17 protein-coding genes are annotated in these 17204 nt (G+C 64.6%); 12 read left to right on the top strand and 5 right to left on the bottom strand.

The features are described 5' to 3' along the window. Positions 1 to 92 precede the first annotated feature (92 nt). The 4 genes from tnpB to BMI91_RS12290 all read right to left on the bottom strand — a co-directional run bounded on the left by tnpB (position 93) and on the right by BMI91_RS12290 (position 1971). Complete coding sequence (gene tnpB, locus BMI91_RS20350) at positions 93 to 350, bottom strand: IS66 family insertion sequence element accessory protein TnpB (RefSeq protein ID WP_078605086.1); 258 nt, start codon at positions 348 to 350, stop codon at positions 93 to 95. Positions 351 to 434: 84 nt separating this feature from the next. After that, positions 435 to 965 carry a flavin reductase family protein gene (locus BMI91_RS12300; RefSeq protein ID WP_078605085.1) on the bottom strand — a complete coding sequence of 177 codons (531 nt, stop codon included), beginning with the start codon at positions 963 to 965 and terminating at the stop codon, positions 435 to 437. A gap of 2 nt (positions 966 to 967) precedes the next feature. After that, complete coding sequence (fdxA, locus tag BMI91_RS12295; protein WP_078523452.1) at positions 968 to 1306, bottom strand: ferredoxin FdxA; 339 nt, start codon at positions 1304 to 1306, stop codon at positions 968 to 970. Positions 1307 to 1368: 62 nt separating this feature from the next. Further along, complete coding sequence (locus BMI91_RS12290; RefSeq protein ID WP_078605084.1) at positions 1369 to 1971, bottom strand: superoxide dismutase; 603 nt, start codon at positions 1969 to 1971, stop codon at positions 1369 to 1371. Between the two features lie 87 nt (positions 1972 to 2058). Between BMI91_RS12290 and BMI91_RS12285 the strand changes: the two genes are divergently transcribed. Together BMI91_RS12285 and murB are read left to right on the top strand one after the other, a co-directional pair. Further along, positions 2059 to 2739 (top strand): helix-turn-helix transcriptional regulator, encoded by a 681-nt coding sequence (locus BMI91_RS12285; RefSeq protein ID WP_244176620.1) that lies wholly within the window; start codon positions 2059 to 2061, stop codon positions 2737 to 2739. Next, the gene (murB, locus tag BMI91_RS12280; protein WP_078605083.1) at positions 2736 to 3800 is read left to right on the top strand and encodes a UDP-N-acetylmuramate dehydrogenase; all 1065 of its coding nucleotides are present in this window, start codon (positions 2736 to 2738) and stop codon (positions 3798 to 3800) included. The genes BMI91_RS12285 and murB overlap by 4 nt, the downstream gene beginning before the upstream one ends. A gap of 73 nt (positions 3801 to 3873) precedes the next feature. Here murB and BMI91_RS12275 read toward each other — a convergent pair whose 3' ends face one another. Continuing rightward, positions 3874 to 4896, bottom strand: a complete 1023-nt coding sequence (locus BMI91_RS12275; RefSeq protein ID WP_078542405.1) for a LacI family DNA-binding transcriptional regulator — start codon at positions 4894 to 4896, stop codon at positions 3874 to 3876. Between the two features lie 172 nt (positions 4897 to 5068). Between BMI91_RS12275 and iolG the strand changes: the two genes are divergently transcribed. The 10 genes from iolG (at position 5069) to BMI91_RS12225 (ending at position 16899) form a co-directional block, all read left to right on the top strand. Continuing rightward, positions 5069 to 6064, top strand: coding sequence for an inositol 2-dehydrogenase (gene iolG, locus BMI91_RS12270; protein WP_078605082.1), 996 nt, complete (start codon positions 5069 to 5071; stop codon positions 6062 to 6064). 144 nt (positions 6065 to 6208) lie between these two features. Next, the gene (locus BMI91_RS12265) at positions 6209 to 7138 is read left to right on the top strand and encodes a sugar ABC transporter substrate-binding protein (protein WP_078523447.1); all 930 of its coding nucleotides are present in this window, start codon (positions 6209 to 6211) and stop codon (positions 7136 to 7138) included. 128 nt (positions 7139 to 7266) lie between these two features. Beyond that, entirely contained in the window at positions 7267 to 8370 is a 1104-nt protein-coding gene (locus BMI91_RS12260) for an ABC transporter permease (protein ID WP_078602687.1), read from the top strand. A gap of 1 nt (position 8371) precedes the next feature. Next, positions 8372 to 9193 (top strand): ATP-binding cassette domain-containing protein, encoded by an 822-nt coding sequence (locus BMI91_RS12255; RefSeq protein WP_078523445.1) that lies wholly within the window; start codon positions 8372 to 8374, stop codon positions 9191 to 9193. A 41-nt stretch (positions 9194 to 9234) separates the two neighbouring features. Further along, a complete protein-coding gene (locus BMI91_RS12250) occupies positions 9235 to 10383 on the top strand; it encodes a Gfo/Idh/MocA family protein (protein ID WP_244176619.1) in 1149 nt (382 codons plus the stop codon). Then, a complete protein-coding gene (locus BMI91_RS12245) occupies positions 10380 to 12299 on the top strand; it encodes a bifunctional 5-dehydro-2-deoxygluconokinase/5-dehydro-2-deoxyphosphogluconate aldolase (protein ID WP_078605080.1) in 1920 nt (639 codons plus the stop codon). The genes BMI91_RS12250 and BMI91_RS12245 overlap by 4 nt, the downstream gene beginning before the upstream one ends. Before the next feature lie 142 nt (positions 12300 to 12441). Then, entirely contained in the window at positions 12442 to 14298 is a 1857-nt protein-coding gene (gene iolD / locus BMI91_RS12240) for a 3D-(3,5/4)-trihydroxycyclohexane-1,2-dione acylhydrolase (decyclizing) (RefSeq protein WP_078605079.1), read from the top strand. A gap of 11 nt (positions 14299 to 14309) precedes the next feature. Further along, complete coding sequence (gene iolE / locus BMI91_RS12235) at positions 14310 to 15215, top strand: myo-inosose-2 dehydratase (protein WP_078605078.1); 906 nt, start codon at positions 14310 to 14312, stop codon at positions 15213 to 15215. A 75-nt stretch (positions 15216 to 15290) separates the two neighbouring features. After that, a complete protein-coding gene (iolB, locus tag BMI91_RS12230; RefSeq protein WP_078605077.1) occupies positions 15291 to 16097 on the top strand; it encodes a 5-deoxy-glucuronate isomerase in 807 nt (268 codons plus the stop codon). A 22-nt stretch (positions 16098 to 16119) separates the two neighbouring features. Beyond that, on the top strand, positions 16120 to 16899 hold the full coding sequence (locus tag BMI91_RS12225) for a TIM barrel protein (protein ID WP_078605076.1): 780 nt from the start codon (positions 16120 to 16122) through the stop codon (positions 16897 to 16899). The last annotated feature ends 305 nt before the right edge of the window (positions 16900 to 17204 follow it).

Genomic DNA, 17204 nt, shown 5'->3' with positions numbered 1-17204 from the left:
GCGGGATGGAGCAGCCCGGTAGCTCGTCAGGCTCATAACCTGAAGGTCGTAGGTTCAAATCCTACTCCCGCAACCAAATCATCTAAAGCATATCAAACGCCTAGCCTCGCTCCCCGCGAGGCTTTTTGCGTTGCGAAAAACACCGTGGAGGCAATGTCGAAGCTGATCTTGGTCTTGTCCCGTTCCTTCAAGCGGAACACGAAGAAGACCCCTGAGAAAGGGTCGAGATCAAAATTCCCCGAAACGAAGTTAACAAGCCCATCGATCCCTGTTCGGATGTCGACCGGTTGCGTTGCTAGGTAGATCTTGAACCTGCGAGCGTATTGGAAGGCTTGTGCGCCGCGAACCATTCCGGCACGTCGGTGATGTAGCGGAACGAGGCACGATAGCCCCAACGGGCGTAATCCGCCCGGATCTCGTGGCTGTCGCAGCCGTCACAGCGGGGTGACGGTATTGAACTGACGGCCGTGCCAGACCAGTGGCTTGGCGTTTGCGGAGAGGTCGATCTTCCGTGGACGCCCGACGAACAGCACGTGATCGGTCGTCTCGATCTCTCCGACGAGGGCGCAGTCCATCGTGGCCACGGCACCGTGCAGGCGCGGGTGGCCGGAGGGCCAGGTGTCCCATGCGCCGTGCTCGAACCGCTTCTCCGGCGCGACCTTGCCGGCAAAAGCCTCGGCCACCGCCTGCTGGTCCGCTTGCAGCATCGCGAAGGAAAACCCGCCCTGCGCGCGGATCAGCGATGCCAGGCGGGCGCTGGAGTCGATGGAGACCAGCAGCGACGGCGGATCGACCGCCAGCGAGAGCGCTGCGGTGACGGTGCGCCCTACGCGGTCGCTGTCCCGCGCGGCGCTCACAACGCAAACGGTTGCGGCCAACGCAGACATCGCATCGCGGAACGCAGCTTGCGTGTCCAGCCCGGCGTCGATCATGGCATAGGAAGCCTGTGAGAGTTCAGTGCTCATGACTATCCTTTTTGCCCCGGCTCGGGCGAGAAATGCGTTTGCAGCTTGTTCGGCACGCCATCCATCTCGTCGGCATTCGCGGGCGGGGTGCCCATCGCGACGATGACAGGCCAGACCTCTGCATATTTACGGTTGAAGTCGACCCAGCCTTCGCCGTCAGGATCGGTGTCGGGGCGGATCGCGTCGGCGGGGCACTCGGGTTCGCAGACGCCGCAGTCGATGCATTCATCGGGGTGGATCACGAGAGCATTTTCGCCCTCATAGAAGCAATCGACCGGGCAGACCTCGACGCAATCCATGTATTTGCAGGCGATGCAGTTTTCGGTGACGACGTATGTCATGGGGAGGGGCTCATGAGCTTGGAAGAGGCCGTGCGCAGGTGGTGCGCACGGCACTCGGTGCATCAGGCGAGGTTCGACGCCGCGAACTCGTAATTTGCGAGATTGTCGAGGAAGTTCGTCACGTAGTCCGGCCGACGGTTGCGGAAGTCAACGTAGTAGCTGTGTTCCCAGACATCGAGGCCCAGCAGTGCCGTACCCTCGCCGATGGCGAGCGGGTTCACCCCGTTCGGCGTCTTGGTCACGCCGAGGCTGCCGTCGGGCTTCTGGATCAACCAGGCCCAGCCCGAACCGAACTGCCCGGTTGCTGCGGCCTTGAACGCCGCTTTGAAGTCGTCGACAGAGCCGAAATCGGCGATCAGTCGCGACTCGAGTGCGCGAGGGATGCCACCACCCTGCGGCGAAAGGGCGTTCCAGAAATGAATGTGGTTCCAGTGCTGTCCCGCTTGGTTGAAGATGCCTTCGCGTGCGGGATCGCCGTAAGTGGCGACCACGATCTCCTCCAGAGTCTTGCCTTGAAGGTCGGCGGTCTTCTCGACGAAGCCGTTGAGCGCCGTCACATAGGCCTGATGGTGCTTGTCGTGATGAAGTTCGAGCGTTTCCTGGCTCATGCCGCGGTCGGCCAGCGCGGAATGGGAAAAGTTCAGTGCGGGAAGTTCGAAAGCCATGTCAGGTCTCCTGCGGGGGGTGGTTGCGCCGCAGCGTGCGGCGGGTTAATTAATCAAGTAAGTGCTTTGAAAAAGATTGAGTCGAATATGTCAAGCGATATCTTGGAAAAATACGCGATGGAAGATACAGGCTGGTCGCCGCGCTCCGCCTCCGAGCGCATCCTGATGGCGTTGAAGATGCACGGGGCGCTGACCTCGGCGCAGGTCGGGGCCCGCCTCGGCACCACCGGAGAGGCCGCGCGGCAGCAACTGCTGAAACTCGCCGAAGAGGGACTGGTCGCAGATGAACGTCGCGCCTCCGGGCGCGGGCGACCTGCGGTTTTTTGGCATCTGAGCGAAAAGGGGCAGGCTCGGTTTCCGGACACGCATGCTGCGCTGACCGTGGAAATTCTGCGCAGCATTTCCGGTGTTCTGGGGGAGGAGGCGCTCGAGCGCATCATCGAGGCCCGAGAGGCGACGACGCAGGCGCTCTACGAGGCGGAAATGACGGGCTGTGGCGATCTGGCTGCACGGGTCGAGAAGCTGGCCGAGCTGCGCAACGCCGAAGGCTACATGGCATCTGCCGAGCGTGATGCGGACGGTACCCTTCTCCTTGTCGAGAACCATTGTCCGATCTGCGCCGCGGCGACTTTCTGTCAGGGCTTTTGTCGGGCCGAACAGGCGGTGTTCAAGGCTGTTTTGGGCGAGGATGTCTCGGTCGAGCGGGTTGAACATATCGTCGAGGGCGGTCGCCGCTGCACCTATGTCATCCGCGACGCCGTGACATGAGCGCGGAGCGGCGGACCGACGTTGCGCGCGCTGGCAGGCCCGGTGCGTGGACGCCCCCCGTCACGCAGTCGCCGACACCGCTGAAGGCAGCGTTCGACTTGGGCCGCCGCAACACGCTGGGCTTGCGGTCGCAGGCCCGGTTCGGCGGGGTGCTGCACACAGAAGCCGAGATCATCGCCGCCGCGCAATATGCCGGGCGTCTCGGCCTGCCGTTTCACCTTCTGGGCGGCGGGAGCAACTGCGTCCTGGCCGAAGAGATCGACGGCGTGGTCGGGATCAACGGATTGCTTGGTCGCAGCGTGACGCGTGCTTCCGATGGTGTGCGCGTCACGGCAAAGGCGGGTGAGAACTGGGATGCCCTGGTGCGCTGGACGGTGGAGCAGGGTATCGGCGGCCTCGAGAACCTTGCCGGGATACCGGGCACTGTCGGCGCGGCGCCAGTCCAGAACATCGGCGCCTATGGAGTGGAGCTGAAAGACTTCGTCGAGAGCGTCGATATTATCGACACGAAGACATGGACCGCCCGACGCCTTTCGGCGCGCGACTGCGGCTTCGCTTATCGGCACAGCCGTTTCAAGGAGAGGCCGGGCGTTGAGCTTGTCACCGGGGTCACGCTTCGGCTGCCTACGGATTGGAAGCCGAATCTCGGCTATGCCGGTCTGGCTGACCTGTCCGGCTCACTCAGCCCGGACAGGATCATGAAAGCCGTTCTGGCTCAACGCGCGGCGAAGATCCCGGACTGGAGGGACATCGGCAATGTCGGGTCTTTCTTTCACAACCCGATCGTTTCGGTCGCGACCGCGCGACGCTTGGCGGACGTCCCGGGGCATCCGGTGCCGGGCGGCGTGAAGCTCTCGGCGGCAAGGCTACTCGATCTCTGCGGCCTGAAGGGGATCCGCAGGGGCGGTGCCGGATTCTCTGAAGCGCACGCGCTGATCCTCGTGAACCTCGGCGGTGCGACGGTCGAGGACGTCATCACGCTTACCGATCACGCCCGAGAGACGGTCCGCGCGCGCTTCGGTGTCTCTCTCGTACAGGAACCGGCATTGATCGGACGCTGAGCTGGCATGCGTGCGTCACACGGCGAATGATCAGCCCTCTATCCCCGTCGACCGATGCGCTTGCCCTCCGGTGTCAGGCGCTTGCGCGGGGGACGAGCTTGCCCTTGAACGCGCGGTCGAAGTCGCGGTCTTCGCTGCTTTCGAGCACTTCGACCAGATATTCGGCCATCTCCGTCAGGGGCTGGCGATAGGTGGTCAATGCGTAATTCGGGCTCTGGCATTGCGGCACGTCGTCGAAGCCCGTGACCGCGATATCCTCGGGAATGCGCAGGCCGAGCTTGTGCCGGATCACGTCGATCGCGCCGATGGCGAGCGCGTCGTTCTCGCAGACGAGGATGTCGGGCATTTCGTCGCGCGGGCGATCGGTGAGAATCCGGGTCACGACCTGTTCGGCGAGGATCGGGTCATAGGCGGGCACTTCGGCGAATTCGGGGACGGTCCCGAAACGCCGCTCCCAACAGCCCAGAAAGGTTTCTTTGCGCAGCAGATGCGCGGAATAGGTGCGCGGACCCGCGAGGAAGAGTGGGCGGCGATAGCCCTGTTCCGCAACATAGGCGGCGATCTCCTGCATCGCGGCAGCGTCGTCCACCGCGATCGAGATCGTGTCGGGATGGCGCGAGGTGCGCGCGAAGATAATCAGTTTGTGGAAGCGTCGGGCGTGCAGAGCGGTCTCGAGAACCTCATCGTCGAACTGAATCCCGATCAGGATCGCGGCATCGACGCGGCGCTGGCTGGCGTTGAGGATCGCATGGCCCGCATCGTCGCGGTCGAGCGTGTTCACCAGAAGCGTATCCCAGCCATGCTTGCGCAGGATGCGCGTCAGCCGCTCCATCATCACCAGTTTATGCGGGTTGGCGAAGTCATCGACCAGCAGCGCGACGAGGTTCGACCGATCCGAGGCCAATGCGGCTGCGCGCAGGTCGGGCACGTAGCCGAGCTTGCTCGCCGCTTCCATCACCTTGGTCCGGGTCTTGGGCGAAATCGACGCGTCTTTCTTGAAGGCCCGGTTGACCGTCCAGCGCGAGACACCGGCAGCTTCGGCGACATCATCGGCGGTGATGTTGTTTTCGAAATTCGGTCTGCGCACGTCGCTCATCGGGATCTCCTCAAAAGCTGACCTATCAGCTTTCTTGCCAGCATACACACAGAAAAGAGCGGCAGCGGAGTCCCGTTTGCACGCGCGTGCAAAAAATTCTTGCACGCGCGTGCAAAACGGATGATGTTAGCGCCAGTCATCGGTCGAATCGGATCGGTTCTGGGAGGAATGCATGTTGAAAGTCGGGTTGCTGGGCGCCGGCCGTATCGGTCAGGTGCATGCGGTAAATATTGCCGGACATCCGGGCAGCACGCTCGTCGCGGTCTCGGATGTGAACGCGGAGGCGGCGCAGGCGCTCGCCGCGAAATACAACGCGAAAGCGGCAAGTTCAGAGGAGATCATCGCCAATCCCGACATCGACGCGGTGCTGATCGCCACCTCGACAGACACCCATTCGGATCTGATCGAGAAGGCGACGGCAGCAGGCAAGGCCGTGCTGTGCGAAAAGCCGGTCGATCTTTCGCTTGAACGGGCGAAAGCCTGCCTCGCGGCGGTTTCGAAAACCGCTCAGCCTGTGATGATCGGCTTCAACCGTCGGTTCGACCCGAATTTCGGCGCGCTGCGCTCTGCCGCCCACGCCGGAGAGATCGGCAAAGCCGAGCTGCTCTCGGTCACGTCCTTCGATCCTGCGCCGCCGCCGGTTTCCTACATCAAGGTCTCGGGCGGGCTGTTCCGCGATATGATGATCCATGATTTCGACATGGCGAATTTCATCATGGATAGCGCGCCGGTCAGCGTTCGCGCCGTCGGTTCGTCCATCGTCGATCCGGCGATCGGGGAGGCGGGCGACGTGGATACGGCCGTCGTCACGCTGACCTATGCAGACGGGCGCATTGCCGTGATCAAGAATTCGCGCCGGGCTGTCTACGGCTACGATCAGCGCGTCGAATTGCTGGGCTCGGAGGGGCTGCTGACCGCGGCCAACATGCTGGAGAACACGGTCTCGAAATCGACCGTGGCCGGCGTCGCTTCGGCCAAGCCCACCTATTTCTTCCTCGAACGTTACATGCCCGCCTATGCCGCGGAATGGGACGTGTTCGTCACTGCTCTGGCGGAAGGTCGCCCGATGCCGGTGACGCTCGAGGACGGCGTGGCCGCACTCGCGATGGCCGAGGCCGCAACGAAATCCGCCAAGACGGGGGAGGCCGTCGATCTGGCGACGTTCTGAGGCTCTGCCTCGGAACGGACGGAAATCGCAGGCGCGAGGAGGCGCCTGTGGTTCAAAGGCCGAAGGGATCGGCCGGGCCGCATCGGACGCGACATGGAGGAGCGCGGTGCGGTGACAAACAGAAAGTGAATCTGGGAGGATCACATGAAACAGTTTCTGCGTGCTGCAGTTGCGGCCACCGCCGTGGCTTTCGCTGCACCGGCATTCGCGACGGATATCGTCGTGGTCTCGCACGGACAGGCCAACGACCCGTTCTGGTCGGTCGTGAAGAACGGCGTCGAACAGGCGGCGAAGGATACTGGCGTGAATGTCGAATACCGCTCGCCCGAGACCTTCGACATGGTCGCGATGAGCCAGCTGATCGACGCCGCCGTGAACCAGGAGCCCGACGGCTTGGTCGTCTCGGTTCCCGATGCGGACGCGCTTGGCCCGTCGATCAAGCGGGCCGTTGCCGCAGGCATCCCGGTGATCACGATGAATGCCGGATCGGATGTGTCGAAATCGCTGGGTGCGCTGCTGCATGTCGGTCAGGACGAATTCACCGCGGGTGAGCGCGCGGGTGAGAAGCTCAAGGAAATGGGTGGCAAGAACGGGCTCTGCGTCAACCAGGAAGTCGGGAATGTCTCGCTCGACCAGCGTTGCGCCGGTTTCGCCAAGGGCTTTGGCGGTCAGGTGAAAGTGCTGCCGACCACCAATGATCCGGCGGATATCGAGGCCAAGGTGCGCGCAGCCCTGCAATCCGATACGTCGATCGACACCGTGTTGGCGCTGGGTGCGGCGACGGCGGGTGAACCCTCGGTCAAGGCGGTCAAGGCGCTGGGTGAAGGTGGCGGCAAGATCAACGTCGCGAGCTTCGATCTGTCCCCGGGTTTCCTGAAGGATGTCGAGAATGGTGACGCGGCCTTCGCGATCGACCAGCAGCAGTATCTGCAGGGCTACCTGCCGGTGTCGTTCCTCGCTCTCAACGCGAAATACGGCCTGATCCCGGCGTCGAACGTGGCTTCGGGTCCGAACCTGATCACCAAGGATAAGGCGGCTCAGGTGGTCGATCTGTCGGCCAAGGGCATTCGCTGATCCATATCGGATGAGTTGATACGGGGATGCGCGCGAGCCCCTTGATGCGCGCGCGCATCCCACCGGCGCCACCGCGGGCGGTCGCGGAACCGAAAGCGCCACGAACCAGCATTCTCAGGGAGGGTATAATGCCTGCCGACTCCACGGTTACCGACGAGCGCGTCCGCGAGGAGACTCTTCTCGCGCGCTTGATGAAGCGGCCCGAACTGGGCGCGATCGCCGGGCTCATTCTCGTGACGATCTTCTTTCTCTTCACCGCCAATGCGTCGATGTTCACCCTTTCGGGGATCATGAACTTCCTGACGCCCGCGGCCCAGCTCGGAATTCTCGCCATCGGCGCGTCGCTTCTGATGATCGGGGGAGAGTTCGACCTTTCGATCGGCTCGATGGTGGCCTTCGCGGGGATGATCTTCGGCGCGCTCGTGGTCAATCTGGGACTGCCGCTGATCGTTGCCATTCCCGGCACGCTGATCTTCGCCGGCATGATGGGCGTGGTGAACGGACAGCTGGTGATCCGCACGGGGCTGCCCTCCTTCATCGTGACGCTGGCTTTCCTGTTCATTCTGCGCGGCCTGTCGCTCGTCGGGCTGAAATATCTGACCGGCGGCTCGACCCAGCTGCGCGGCGTGCGAGATGCGGTGGGCGATGACTGGCTGGCACCGTTCTTCTCGGGCGATGCGTTCACGGGTCTCTTCGCGAAGCTCGCCGAATGGGGCTGGATCGACACGTTCAAGTCGGGCGCGCCGAAAGTGCCGGGCGTGCCGGTCGAGATCCTGTGGTTCATCGGTATCGCGCTGTTTGCCACCTGGATCCTGCTGCGCACCCCTGCCGGCAACTGGATCTTCGCTGCCGGCGGCGACAAGAACGCGGCCTCCAATTCGGGCGTGCCGGTCAACCGGGTGAAGACGACGCTCTTCATCGTGACCGCCTGTTGCGCCGCGCTCGTCGCCATCATGACCGTGATCGACGCGGGCTCCACCGATGCGCGTCGCGGCTTCCAGAAGGAATTCGAGGCGATCATCGCAGCGGTGATCGGGGGCTCGCTGCTGACCGGCGGTTACGGCTCGGCGATCGGTGCCTTCTTCGGTTCGATCATCTTCGGCATGGTCGTGATCGGCCTGACCTACACCTCGATCGATCAGGACTGGTTCCAGGTCTTCCTGGGCGGGATGCTGCTGCTCGCCGTGATCTTCAACAACGTGATCCGCAAGCGCGTGACGGGGGAACGCTGATATGGAAATTGAGACCGCATTCCACCACGGCGCCGTCGCCGATGACGCCAAGCCCATCCTCGAGATGCGCGGCATCAAGAAGCACTTCGGCAACGTGATCGCGCTAGCCGGTGTCAGCTTCGATATCCGCCCCGGCGAGTGTCACTGCCTTCTCGGCGATAACGGCGCGGGCAAATCGACCTTCATCAAGACGATGTCGGGCGTGCACAAGCCGACCGAGGGCGAGATCCTGTTCGAGGACAAGCCGATGAACTTCTCGAGCCCGCGCGATGCGATGGAGGCCGGGATCGCCACGGTGTTTCAGGATCTCGCGATGATCCCCCTGATGAGCGTGACGCGCAATTTCTTTATGGGGCGCGAGCCCACGAAAGGGGCGGGTCCGTTCAAGCGCTTCGACGTGGCGCGGGCCAACGAGGTGTGCGTCGAGGAGATGCGCAATATGGGCATCAACCTGCGCGGTCCCGATCAGGCGGTGGGCACGCTTTCGGGTGGCGAACGTCAGACCGTCGCCATCGCGCGCGCGGTCTATTTCGGCGCGAAAGTTCTGATCCTCGACGAGCCGACCTCCGCACTCGGCGTGCGCCAGACTTCGAACGTGCTCGCCACGATCGACAAGGTGCGCAAGCAGGGCGTGGGTGTCGTGTTCATCAGCCACAACGTGCGCCATGCGATGGCGGTGGGCGACCGCTTCACCGTGCTCAATCGCGGCAAGACGCTGGGCACCGCAACCCGGGGCGAGATCACGCCGAACGAGTTGCAGGACCTGATGGCCGGTGGCCAGGAGATGGCGCAGCTCGAGGGCTCGCTCGGCGGCACGATCTGACAAGCGGGCAGGGGCGCGACCTGCCCCTGCCACGGACTGCAATGACGACAGGAACTGAGGGTGACATGGCGCTTCCGATGCCCGAAACTCCGCTTGGCGTGGCCCTGATCGGGACCGGCTTCATGGGCAAATGCCACGCGATGGCGTGGCGCAACCTCGCGACCGTCTTCGGCGGAGCGCATCCGCTGCTGGAGATCCTCTGCGACACGCCCTCCGACAAGGCCCGCGCCTTCGCCGAGCAGTTCGGCTTCGCGCGTGGCAGCGACGATTGGCAGGCGACTTGCGCCGATCCGGCGGTCGATGTGGTCTCGATCACTGCGCCCAACGGATTGCACCGCCCGATGGCCGAGACCGCCCTGCGTGCGGGCAAGCATGTCTGGCTGGAAAAGCCGATGGCGCTGACGCTCGAGGATGCGCGGGCGATGGCCGGGCTCGCAGCGGAGCATCCCGGGCAGGTCACGATCCTCGGTTACAACTACCTTCGGTCGCCCGCTTTCCAGATGGCGCGCAAGCTGATCTCGGAGGGCGCGATCGGCACGCCCCGCGCGTTCCGGGGCGTCTATGACGAAGACTATTCCGCCGACCCGCGCCTCCCGTGGTCGTGGCGGATGACGCGCGAGGCTGGCGGTCTGGGCGCTTTGGGCGATCTGGGCTGCCACCTCGTGTCGCAAATGGTGGCGCTGATGGGGCCGGTGGAGGAACTGACCGCGATGACCCAGATCGCGATCCCCGAGCGCAGCTCCCCCGATGGCCCCAAGCCGGTCGAGAACGAGGACAGCGCGTTGGCCCTGATCCGGTTCGCGAGCGGCGCGCAGGGCTCCTTCGCCACCTCGCGGGTCGCGCGCGGGCGCAAATGTCGCCTGCAATGGGAAATCCATGGCTCGGACGGCACCTTGGTCTTCGATCAGGAGAACATGAACGAGCTGTGGCTGCATCGCGCCGGAGAGGCGGGGTTCACCCGTCACCTGACCGGCCCCGATCAGCCCGATTTCGCCGCCTTCTGCCCCGCGCCGGGGCATAATTTCGGCTTCAACGAACAGAAAGTGATCGAGGCGCGCGACCTGTGCGCAGCCATCGCGGGCGGGCCGAATGCCGGCCCCGATTTCGCTGCCGGTCTGGAGATCGAGACGGTGATCCACGCGATGGCGCGCTCGAACGGCGCTCCGATCCGGATCGGAGATATGGCATGAAAAACCTCGACGTGATCACGATTGGGCGGGCAGGCGTGGATTTGTATGGGGCGCAGATTGGCGGGCGTCTGGAGGATATGGGCTCGTTCGAGAAGTATATCGGCGGGTCTCCGACGAACATCGCCTGCGGGACGGCGCGGCTGGGGCTGAAGTCGGGGCTGATCACGCGGGTGGGCGACGAGCATATGGGCCGCTTCATTCGCGAGCAGCTTGTACGCGAGGGGGTGGATGTGACCGGGGTTGCGACCGATCCGGAGCGGCTGACCGCGCTGGTGATCCTCGGCATTCGCGATGAGGAACAGTTCCCGCTGATCTTCTACCGTGAGAACTGCGCGGACATGGCGCTGAGCGAGGAGGATATCGACGAAGCGCTGATCGCGCGGACGCGGAGCGTGCTCGCGACCGGAACGCATCTGTCGCATCCGCGCACGCGGGCGGCGGTGCTGAAGGCGCTGGAACTGGCCCGCAAGCATGGGGCGAAGACCGCGCTCGACATCGACTACCGCCCGAACCTTTGGGGCGTCGCGGGTCATGGCGAGGGCGAGAGCCGCTTCGTCGAGAGCGCCGAAGTGACGTCGAGCCTGATGGCCACGCTGCACCATTTCGACCTGATCGTGGGCACGGAAGAGGAGTTTCACATCGCGGGCGGCTCGACAGACACGATCGAAGCACTGCGTGCGGTGCGCAAGGTCTCCGATGCCACGCTGGTGTGCAAACGCGGAGCCGCCGGCGCGGTGGCCTTCGAGGGCGACATTCCCGACAGCCTCGATGACGGCCAGACCGGCCCGGGCTTCCCGATCGAAGTGTTCAACGTGCTGGGCGCGGGGGACGGGTTCTTCTCGGGGCTGATGAAGGGCTGGCTCGATGGCGAGAGCTGGCCGAAGGCGCTCGAATACGCCAATGCCTGCGGGGCGTTTGCGGTCTCGCGCCATGGCTGCACGCCGGCTTATCCCTCGCTGACCGAGCTGGAGTTCTTCCTCAAGCGCGGCGTGAAGCAACCCGATCTGCGCAACGATGCGGAGCTGGAGCAGATCCACTGGTCGACCAACCGGCACACGCGCTCGCTGCCCGACTGGCCCGATTATCGGGTCTTCGCCTTCGATCACCGGATGCAGCTGGAGGAGATGCCGGGTTACACGCGCGAGAAGGGCGGGGCGTTCAAGGAGCTGTGCCTTTCGGCGGCGACCAAGGTGCAGGACGGGCGTCCGGGCTATGGTATCCTCTGCGATGACCGCATCGGACGTGCGGCGCTGCATGCGGCCTCCGGTTCGGGCCTCTGGATCGGGCGACCCTGCGAATGGCCGGGCTCGCGCCCGCTGGACCTGGAGCCGGAACTGGGGCCCGATTGCGGCGGTCTGACCCAATGGGCGCGCGAGGAGGTGGTGAAGGTCCTGTGCTTCTGCCACCCCGACGACGATGCCGAGACGCGGGCCAATCAGGAGGCGACGGTGAAGCGCCTCTTTACCGCGGCGCGCAGGAACGGGCTGGAATTCCTGCTTGAGGTCATTCCGTCCAAGGTGGGGCCGGTCGATGCCGACACCACCGCGACCCTGATCCGGCAATTCTACGAGATCGGCGTCTACCCTGATTGGTGGAAGCTGGAACCGATGGCGGACGCGGCCGGATGGGCCAAGGCCGTGGCCGCCATCGAGGAATTCGACAAGCACACCCGCGGGATCGTGGTGCTGGGCTTGGATGCGCCGGAGGCGGAACTGGCCGCCAGCTTCGAGGTCGCGGCCGGGTTCGATCTGGTCAAGGGCTTCGCCGTGGGCCGGACGATCTTCGGCGACGTGGCGCGGGGCTGGATGGCCGATGAGTTGGCCGATGCCGAGGCCGTGGCCGAGATGGCGCGGCGCTACACGCGGCTGTGCGGGATCTGGGACGGAGCGCGGGCGAAGGCAGCCAAGGCGGCTTGAGATGTAAGCGGGGAGGGGGCTCTGCCCCCGCGCGCGCAGGCGCGCAGACCGAAACGGGGAGGGGGCTCTGCCCCCGCTCCCTGACGGGAGCCCCCCGGGATATTTGGGTCAAGAGGAAGTGGCCCTAGAGAGGAAGAGAGAGATGAGCGAGACGATCCGGCTGACCGCCGCGCAGGCGATGGTGAAGTGGCTCTCGGTGCAGATGACCGAGGATGGCGAGCGGTTCATCGAAGGGATGTGGGCGATCTTCGGGCATGGCAACGTGGCCGGGATCGGCGAGGCGCTGCATGCCTACAAGGACGTCTTCCCGACCTGGCGCGGGCAGAACGAGCAGACGATGGGCCATGCGGCGATCGCCTATGCCAAGGGCAAGAAACGCACGCGGGCGCATGCGGTGTCGAGTTCGATCGGGCCGGGCTCGACGAACCTCGTGACGGCCGCCGCGCTCGCGCATGTGAACCGGCTGCCGGTGCTGATCGTGGCGGGCGACGTGTTCGCGACGCGCCGTCCCGATCCAGTGCTGCAACAGGTCGAGGATTTCGACGATGGCACCGTCAGCGCCAATGACTGCTTCCGCCCGGTCTCGCGCTATTACGACCGTATCTCGCGGCCCGAGCATATCCTGTCCGCGCTGCCGCGGGCGCTGCGGGTGATGACCGATCCGGCCAATTGCGGTCCCGCCGTGCTGGCCTTCTGTCAAGACACGCAGGCCGAGGCTTACGATTACCCGGTCGAGTTCTTCGAGCCGCGCGTCTGGCGCATTCGCCGTCCCGCTCCCGATGCGGGGGAACTGGCGCGGGTCGCGGAGATGGTCAAAGCGGCGAAGAACCCGGTGATCATCGCAGGCGGCGGTGTGGTCTATAGCCAAGCCGAGGACACGCTGGCCGAGTTCGCGTCGAAGCATCAGATTCCGGTGGCGGAGACGCAGGCAGGCAAGTCGAGCCTCGCGCAGAGCCATCCGATGAGTTTTGGCGCGTCCGGCGTGGACGGTTCGGCGGCGGCCAATACCGCCTCGCAAAACGCCGATCTGGTGATCGGGGTGGGCACGCGGTTCCAGGACTTCACCACCGGCTCGCGGACGCTGTTCGGGGCCGGGGCGAAGCTCGTCTCGATCAATATCCACGGCTATGACGCGGCCAAGCACGGGGCGGAAAGCCTCGTGGCCGATGCCAAGGTCGCGCTCGAGCAGCTCAGCGCCGCACTTGGCGATTATCAGGCCGCGGCGCCCGATGCGGAGGCCCGCGAGGACTGGCTGCGCGCGGTCGACGCCTATTGCGCGCGCCCCGAGGATCAGGCGGCGCTGCCGACCGACGGTCAGGTGATCGGCGCGGTGCAGCGCGCGACCGGCGAAGATGCGGTCGCGATGTGCGCGGCAGGCACGATGCCCGGTGCGCTGAAGCTGCTGTGGAAGCCCTCTCAGGGGGGCTATCACATGGAATACGGTTACTCCTGCATGGGCTACGAGGTGGCGGGCGCGATGGGTCTCAAGCTCGCGCGGCCCGAGCGTGACGTGCTCTGCTTCGTGGGCGACGGCTCTTACATGATGGCGAATTCGGAGCTCGCGACGGCGGTGATGCGGCGGGTGCCCTTCACGGTGATCCTGACCGACAACCGCGGCTATGGCTGCATCAACCGGTTGCAGACGATGGGCTGCGGCGGCGAGCCTTTCAACAACATGTATGTCGATTGCAATGTCGAGGTGCAGCCGGAGATCGACTACGTCGCGCACGCGGCGGCGATGGGCGCGCATGCGGTGAAGGCCAAGGATACCGACCAGCTCGAGGCGGAAGTGAAAGCTGCGCGCGAGCGTGACATCCCGACGGTCATCGTGATCGACACCGTGGCCAAGGACTTCCCGGGCACGGGTCTCGAGACCACGGCGGGCGAACATGGCTTCTTCTGGGACGTGGCGGTGCCCGAGGTCTCGGACCGCCAGAAGCAGCGCGATCGCTTCGAAGAATACCTGACCCAGATCGCAAACGCGCGGCTGGTGAATTGAGGAGGAAAGAGATGATCCGTTTCGGCACGAACCCGATCGCCTGGGCCAATGATGACGACCATTCCCTGGGCGCGCATATCCCGACCGAGCAGATCCTCCGCGAGGCCGCCGAGATCGGTTTCGAGGGGATCGAGAATGGCCATCGCTGGCCGCAGGACGACGCGGAAGCGCTCAAGCAATTGTTGGGCCGCTATGGGCTGGATTTCGTCTCGGGCTGGTATTCGTTGAACCTTCTGACGCAATCGGTGGAGGCGGAGAAGGCGGCGATCCAGCCGCATCTCGACAAGCTAAAGCATAATGGCTGCAAGGTCTGTATTGCCTGTGAGACCTCGAATTCGGTGCAGGGGCTAGATGTGCCGCTGAGCGAGAAGCCGGTGCTGAGCGCGGCCGAGATGGTGGCGTTCGGGGCGAAGATCGAGGAACTGGCGGCGTTCACGGCCGAGCAGGGCATTGATCTGGTCTATCACCACCACATGGGCACTGTCGTCGAGACGCCTGCCGAGATCGACGCGTTCATAGCGGCGACGGGGCCTGCGACGAAGTTGCTTTTCGACGCGGGGCATTGCTATTTCGGCGGCGACGGGGTCGATCCCGCGCCGATGCTGCGCAAATACGTCGACCGCGTGCGCCATTTCCACGCCAAGAACGTTCGCCCCGCGGTGATGCGGCAGGTGCGCGATCTGGGCATGAGTTTCATGGACGGGGTGCGCGGCGGCGTCTTCACGGTGCCGGGTGATCCCGAGGGCGGGGTGGAGTTCGCACCGCTCCTGCGGATCCTGAAGGAGGCGGGCTATGACGGCTGGATCGTGATCGAGGCCGAGCAGGATCCCGATCTGCGCAATCCGTTCGAGTATCAGTCGCTGGGGCTGAAGACGTTGAAAGGCGCGGCTGCCGAGGTGGGGTTGATCGCGGGTTGAGACCGGGAGGGGGCTCTGCCCCCGCTCCCTATGGGAGCCCCCCGGGATATTTTGAGCAGTTGGAAGGAGAGAGACATGGCGGATCTGTTGCGAAAACCCTTTGGGACCCACGGCAAGGTGCACGAGATTACCCCGCAATCGGCGGGTTGGCGCTATGTCGGCTTCTCGCTCTACCGGCTGCGGGCGGGCGAGAGTGCGGCGGAGGCCACCGGTCCGAACGAGGCGATCCTCGTGATGGTCGAGGGCAAGGCCACGATCAAGGCGGCTGGGCAGGACTGGGGTGTCTTGGGCGAGCGGATGGATGTCTTCGAGAAGACGCCACCGCATTGCCTCTACGTGCCGAACGATCAGGATTGGGAGGCCGTGGCCGAGACCGACTGCACCATCGCGGTCTGCCTCGCGCCGGGCAAGAGCGGGCATGAAGCGCGCAAGATTGGACCCGACGGGATCAGCCTGACCGAGCGCGGCACTGGCACCAATACACGCTACATCAACAATATCGCGATGGAGGGGGAGGACTACTGCGACAGTCTGCTGGTCACGGAAGTCTTCACGCCTGCGGGCCATTGGTCGAGCTATCCCAGCCACCGCCATGACGAGGATGACTTCCCGCGCATCACCTATCTCGAGGAGACCTATTACCACCGGCTGAACCCGGCGCAGGGCTTCGGCATCCAGCGGGTCTATACCGAGGACGGCACTCTGGACGAGACAATGGCGGTGAGTGATGGCGACGTGGTGCTGGTCCCGCGCGGGCATCACCCCTGCGGGGCACCCTACGGGTTCGAGATGTATTACCTCAACGTGATGGCCGGGCCGCGTCGTAACTGGAGGTTCCAGGCTGATCCGGCGGTGCAGTGGATCATGGATCGGGATGCCTGAGGGCGCCCGGGTGGAGAAGACAATGGAACAACCGTTTCAACTGGCGGCCTGCGCAGAGATGCTCTGGCGCGACCGGCCGATCGAATGGCGCGCAGCGCGGCTGACCGAGATGGGCTTCGGCGTGGGGTTGTGGAATTGGCCGGATCACGACCTCGACAAGCTCGAGGCGGCGGGCGCGGATTACACGATCATGAATGGCTATCTGCAGGGACGGCTGAGCGACCCGGAGGGAGCGGAAATGCTGTTGCGCTCGGTTCGCGAAACTGTGGCGGTTGGCAAGCGGCTCGGCGTGGACCGGCTCAACCTGCATGGCACGGGTCTTGGCGACGGCGGTATCCCGATCCCGCAGCATGGCAGCTTCGCGCCGGGCAGCTTCCAGCGGGCCTGCGATACACTGAACCGGATTTGCGATCTGGCCGAGGCGGAGGGGGTGGTCTTCACGCTCGAGAACCTCAACCCGATCGATCATCCGGGCTGCCCCTTCGGCTCTACCGTGGATGTGCTGGCGCTGGTCTCGACCGTCGATCGCCCGCAGCTGCGGATCAATCTCGACCTCTATCATACGCAGATCGGCGAAGGGGATCTGATCCGCTGGTGCAAGGCGAGCCTGCCCTGGATCGGCGAGGTTCAGGTGGCCGACAATCCGGGGCGCTTCGAGCCGGGCACGGGTGAGATCAACTATGCCGGTGTGGCGAAAGCGTTGCAGCAGATGGGCTATCGCGGCCCGGTCGCCATGGAGGCCTTCGCGCAGGGCGATGAGGAGGCGGCACTCGAGGCGTTCCGCGCCGCCTTCACACTCTGAGACCCGTCGATATGCAAAGCGGTGTGCTGGTCGCTCTTCCGATCCGCATACTGTTCCGTTCCCCCCACTGAAGTGGACCGTCGCGCCAGTGGCACGACGGCACCAAAGACCACATAGTGCTTTGGGCTAACGTCCACCGGCCCCGGAATCCCTTGTCCCGATGGACCAGGGCCAGTCATGCCCTAACTATCAAACCCGACCACTCAGGTGGGGCTGATCACCGGCCCGACCAAGTCGCTGGAACTGGGTCAGACCGAGACGCTGGAGAGCGGTCTCGTCTGGCTTCGGCATCGCGTGACCAAGGA

The sequence above is a fragment of the Thioclava sediminum genome, from assembly GCF_002020355.1.
GTDB lineage: Bacteria > Pseudomonadota > Alphaproteobacteria > Rhodobacterales > Rhodobacteraceae > Thioclava > Thioclava sediminum.
Note: the sequence above shows the minus strand (reverse complement) of the source record. Positions and strands in the feature narration are given on the sequence as shown.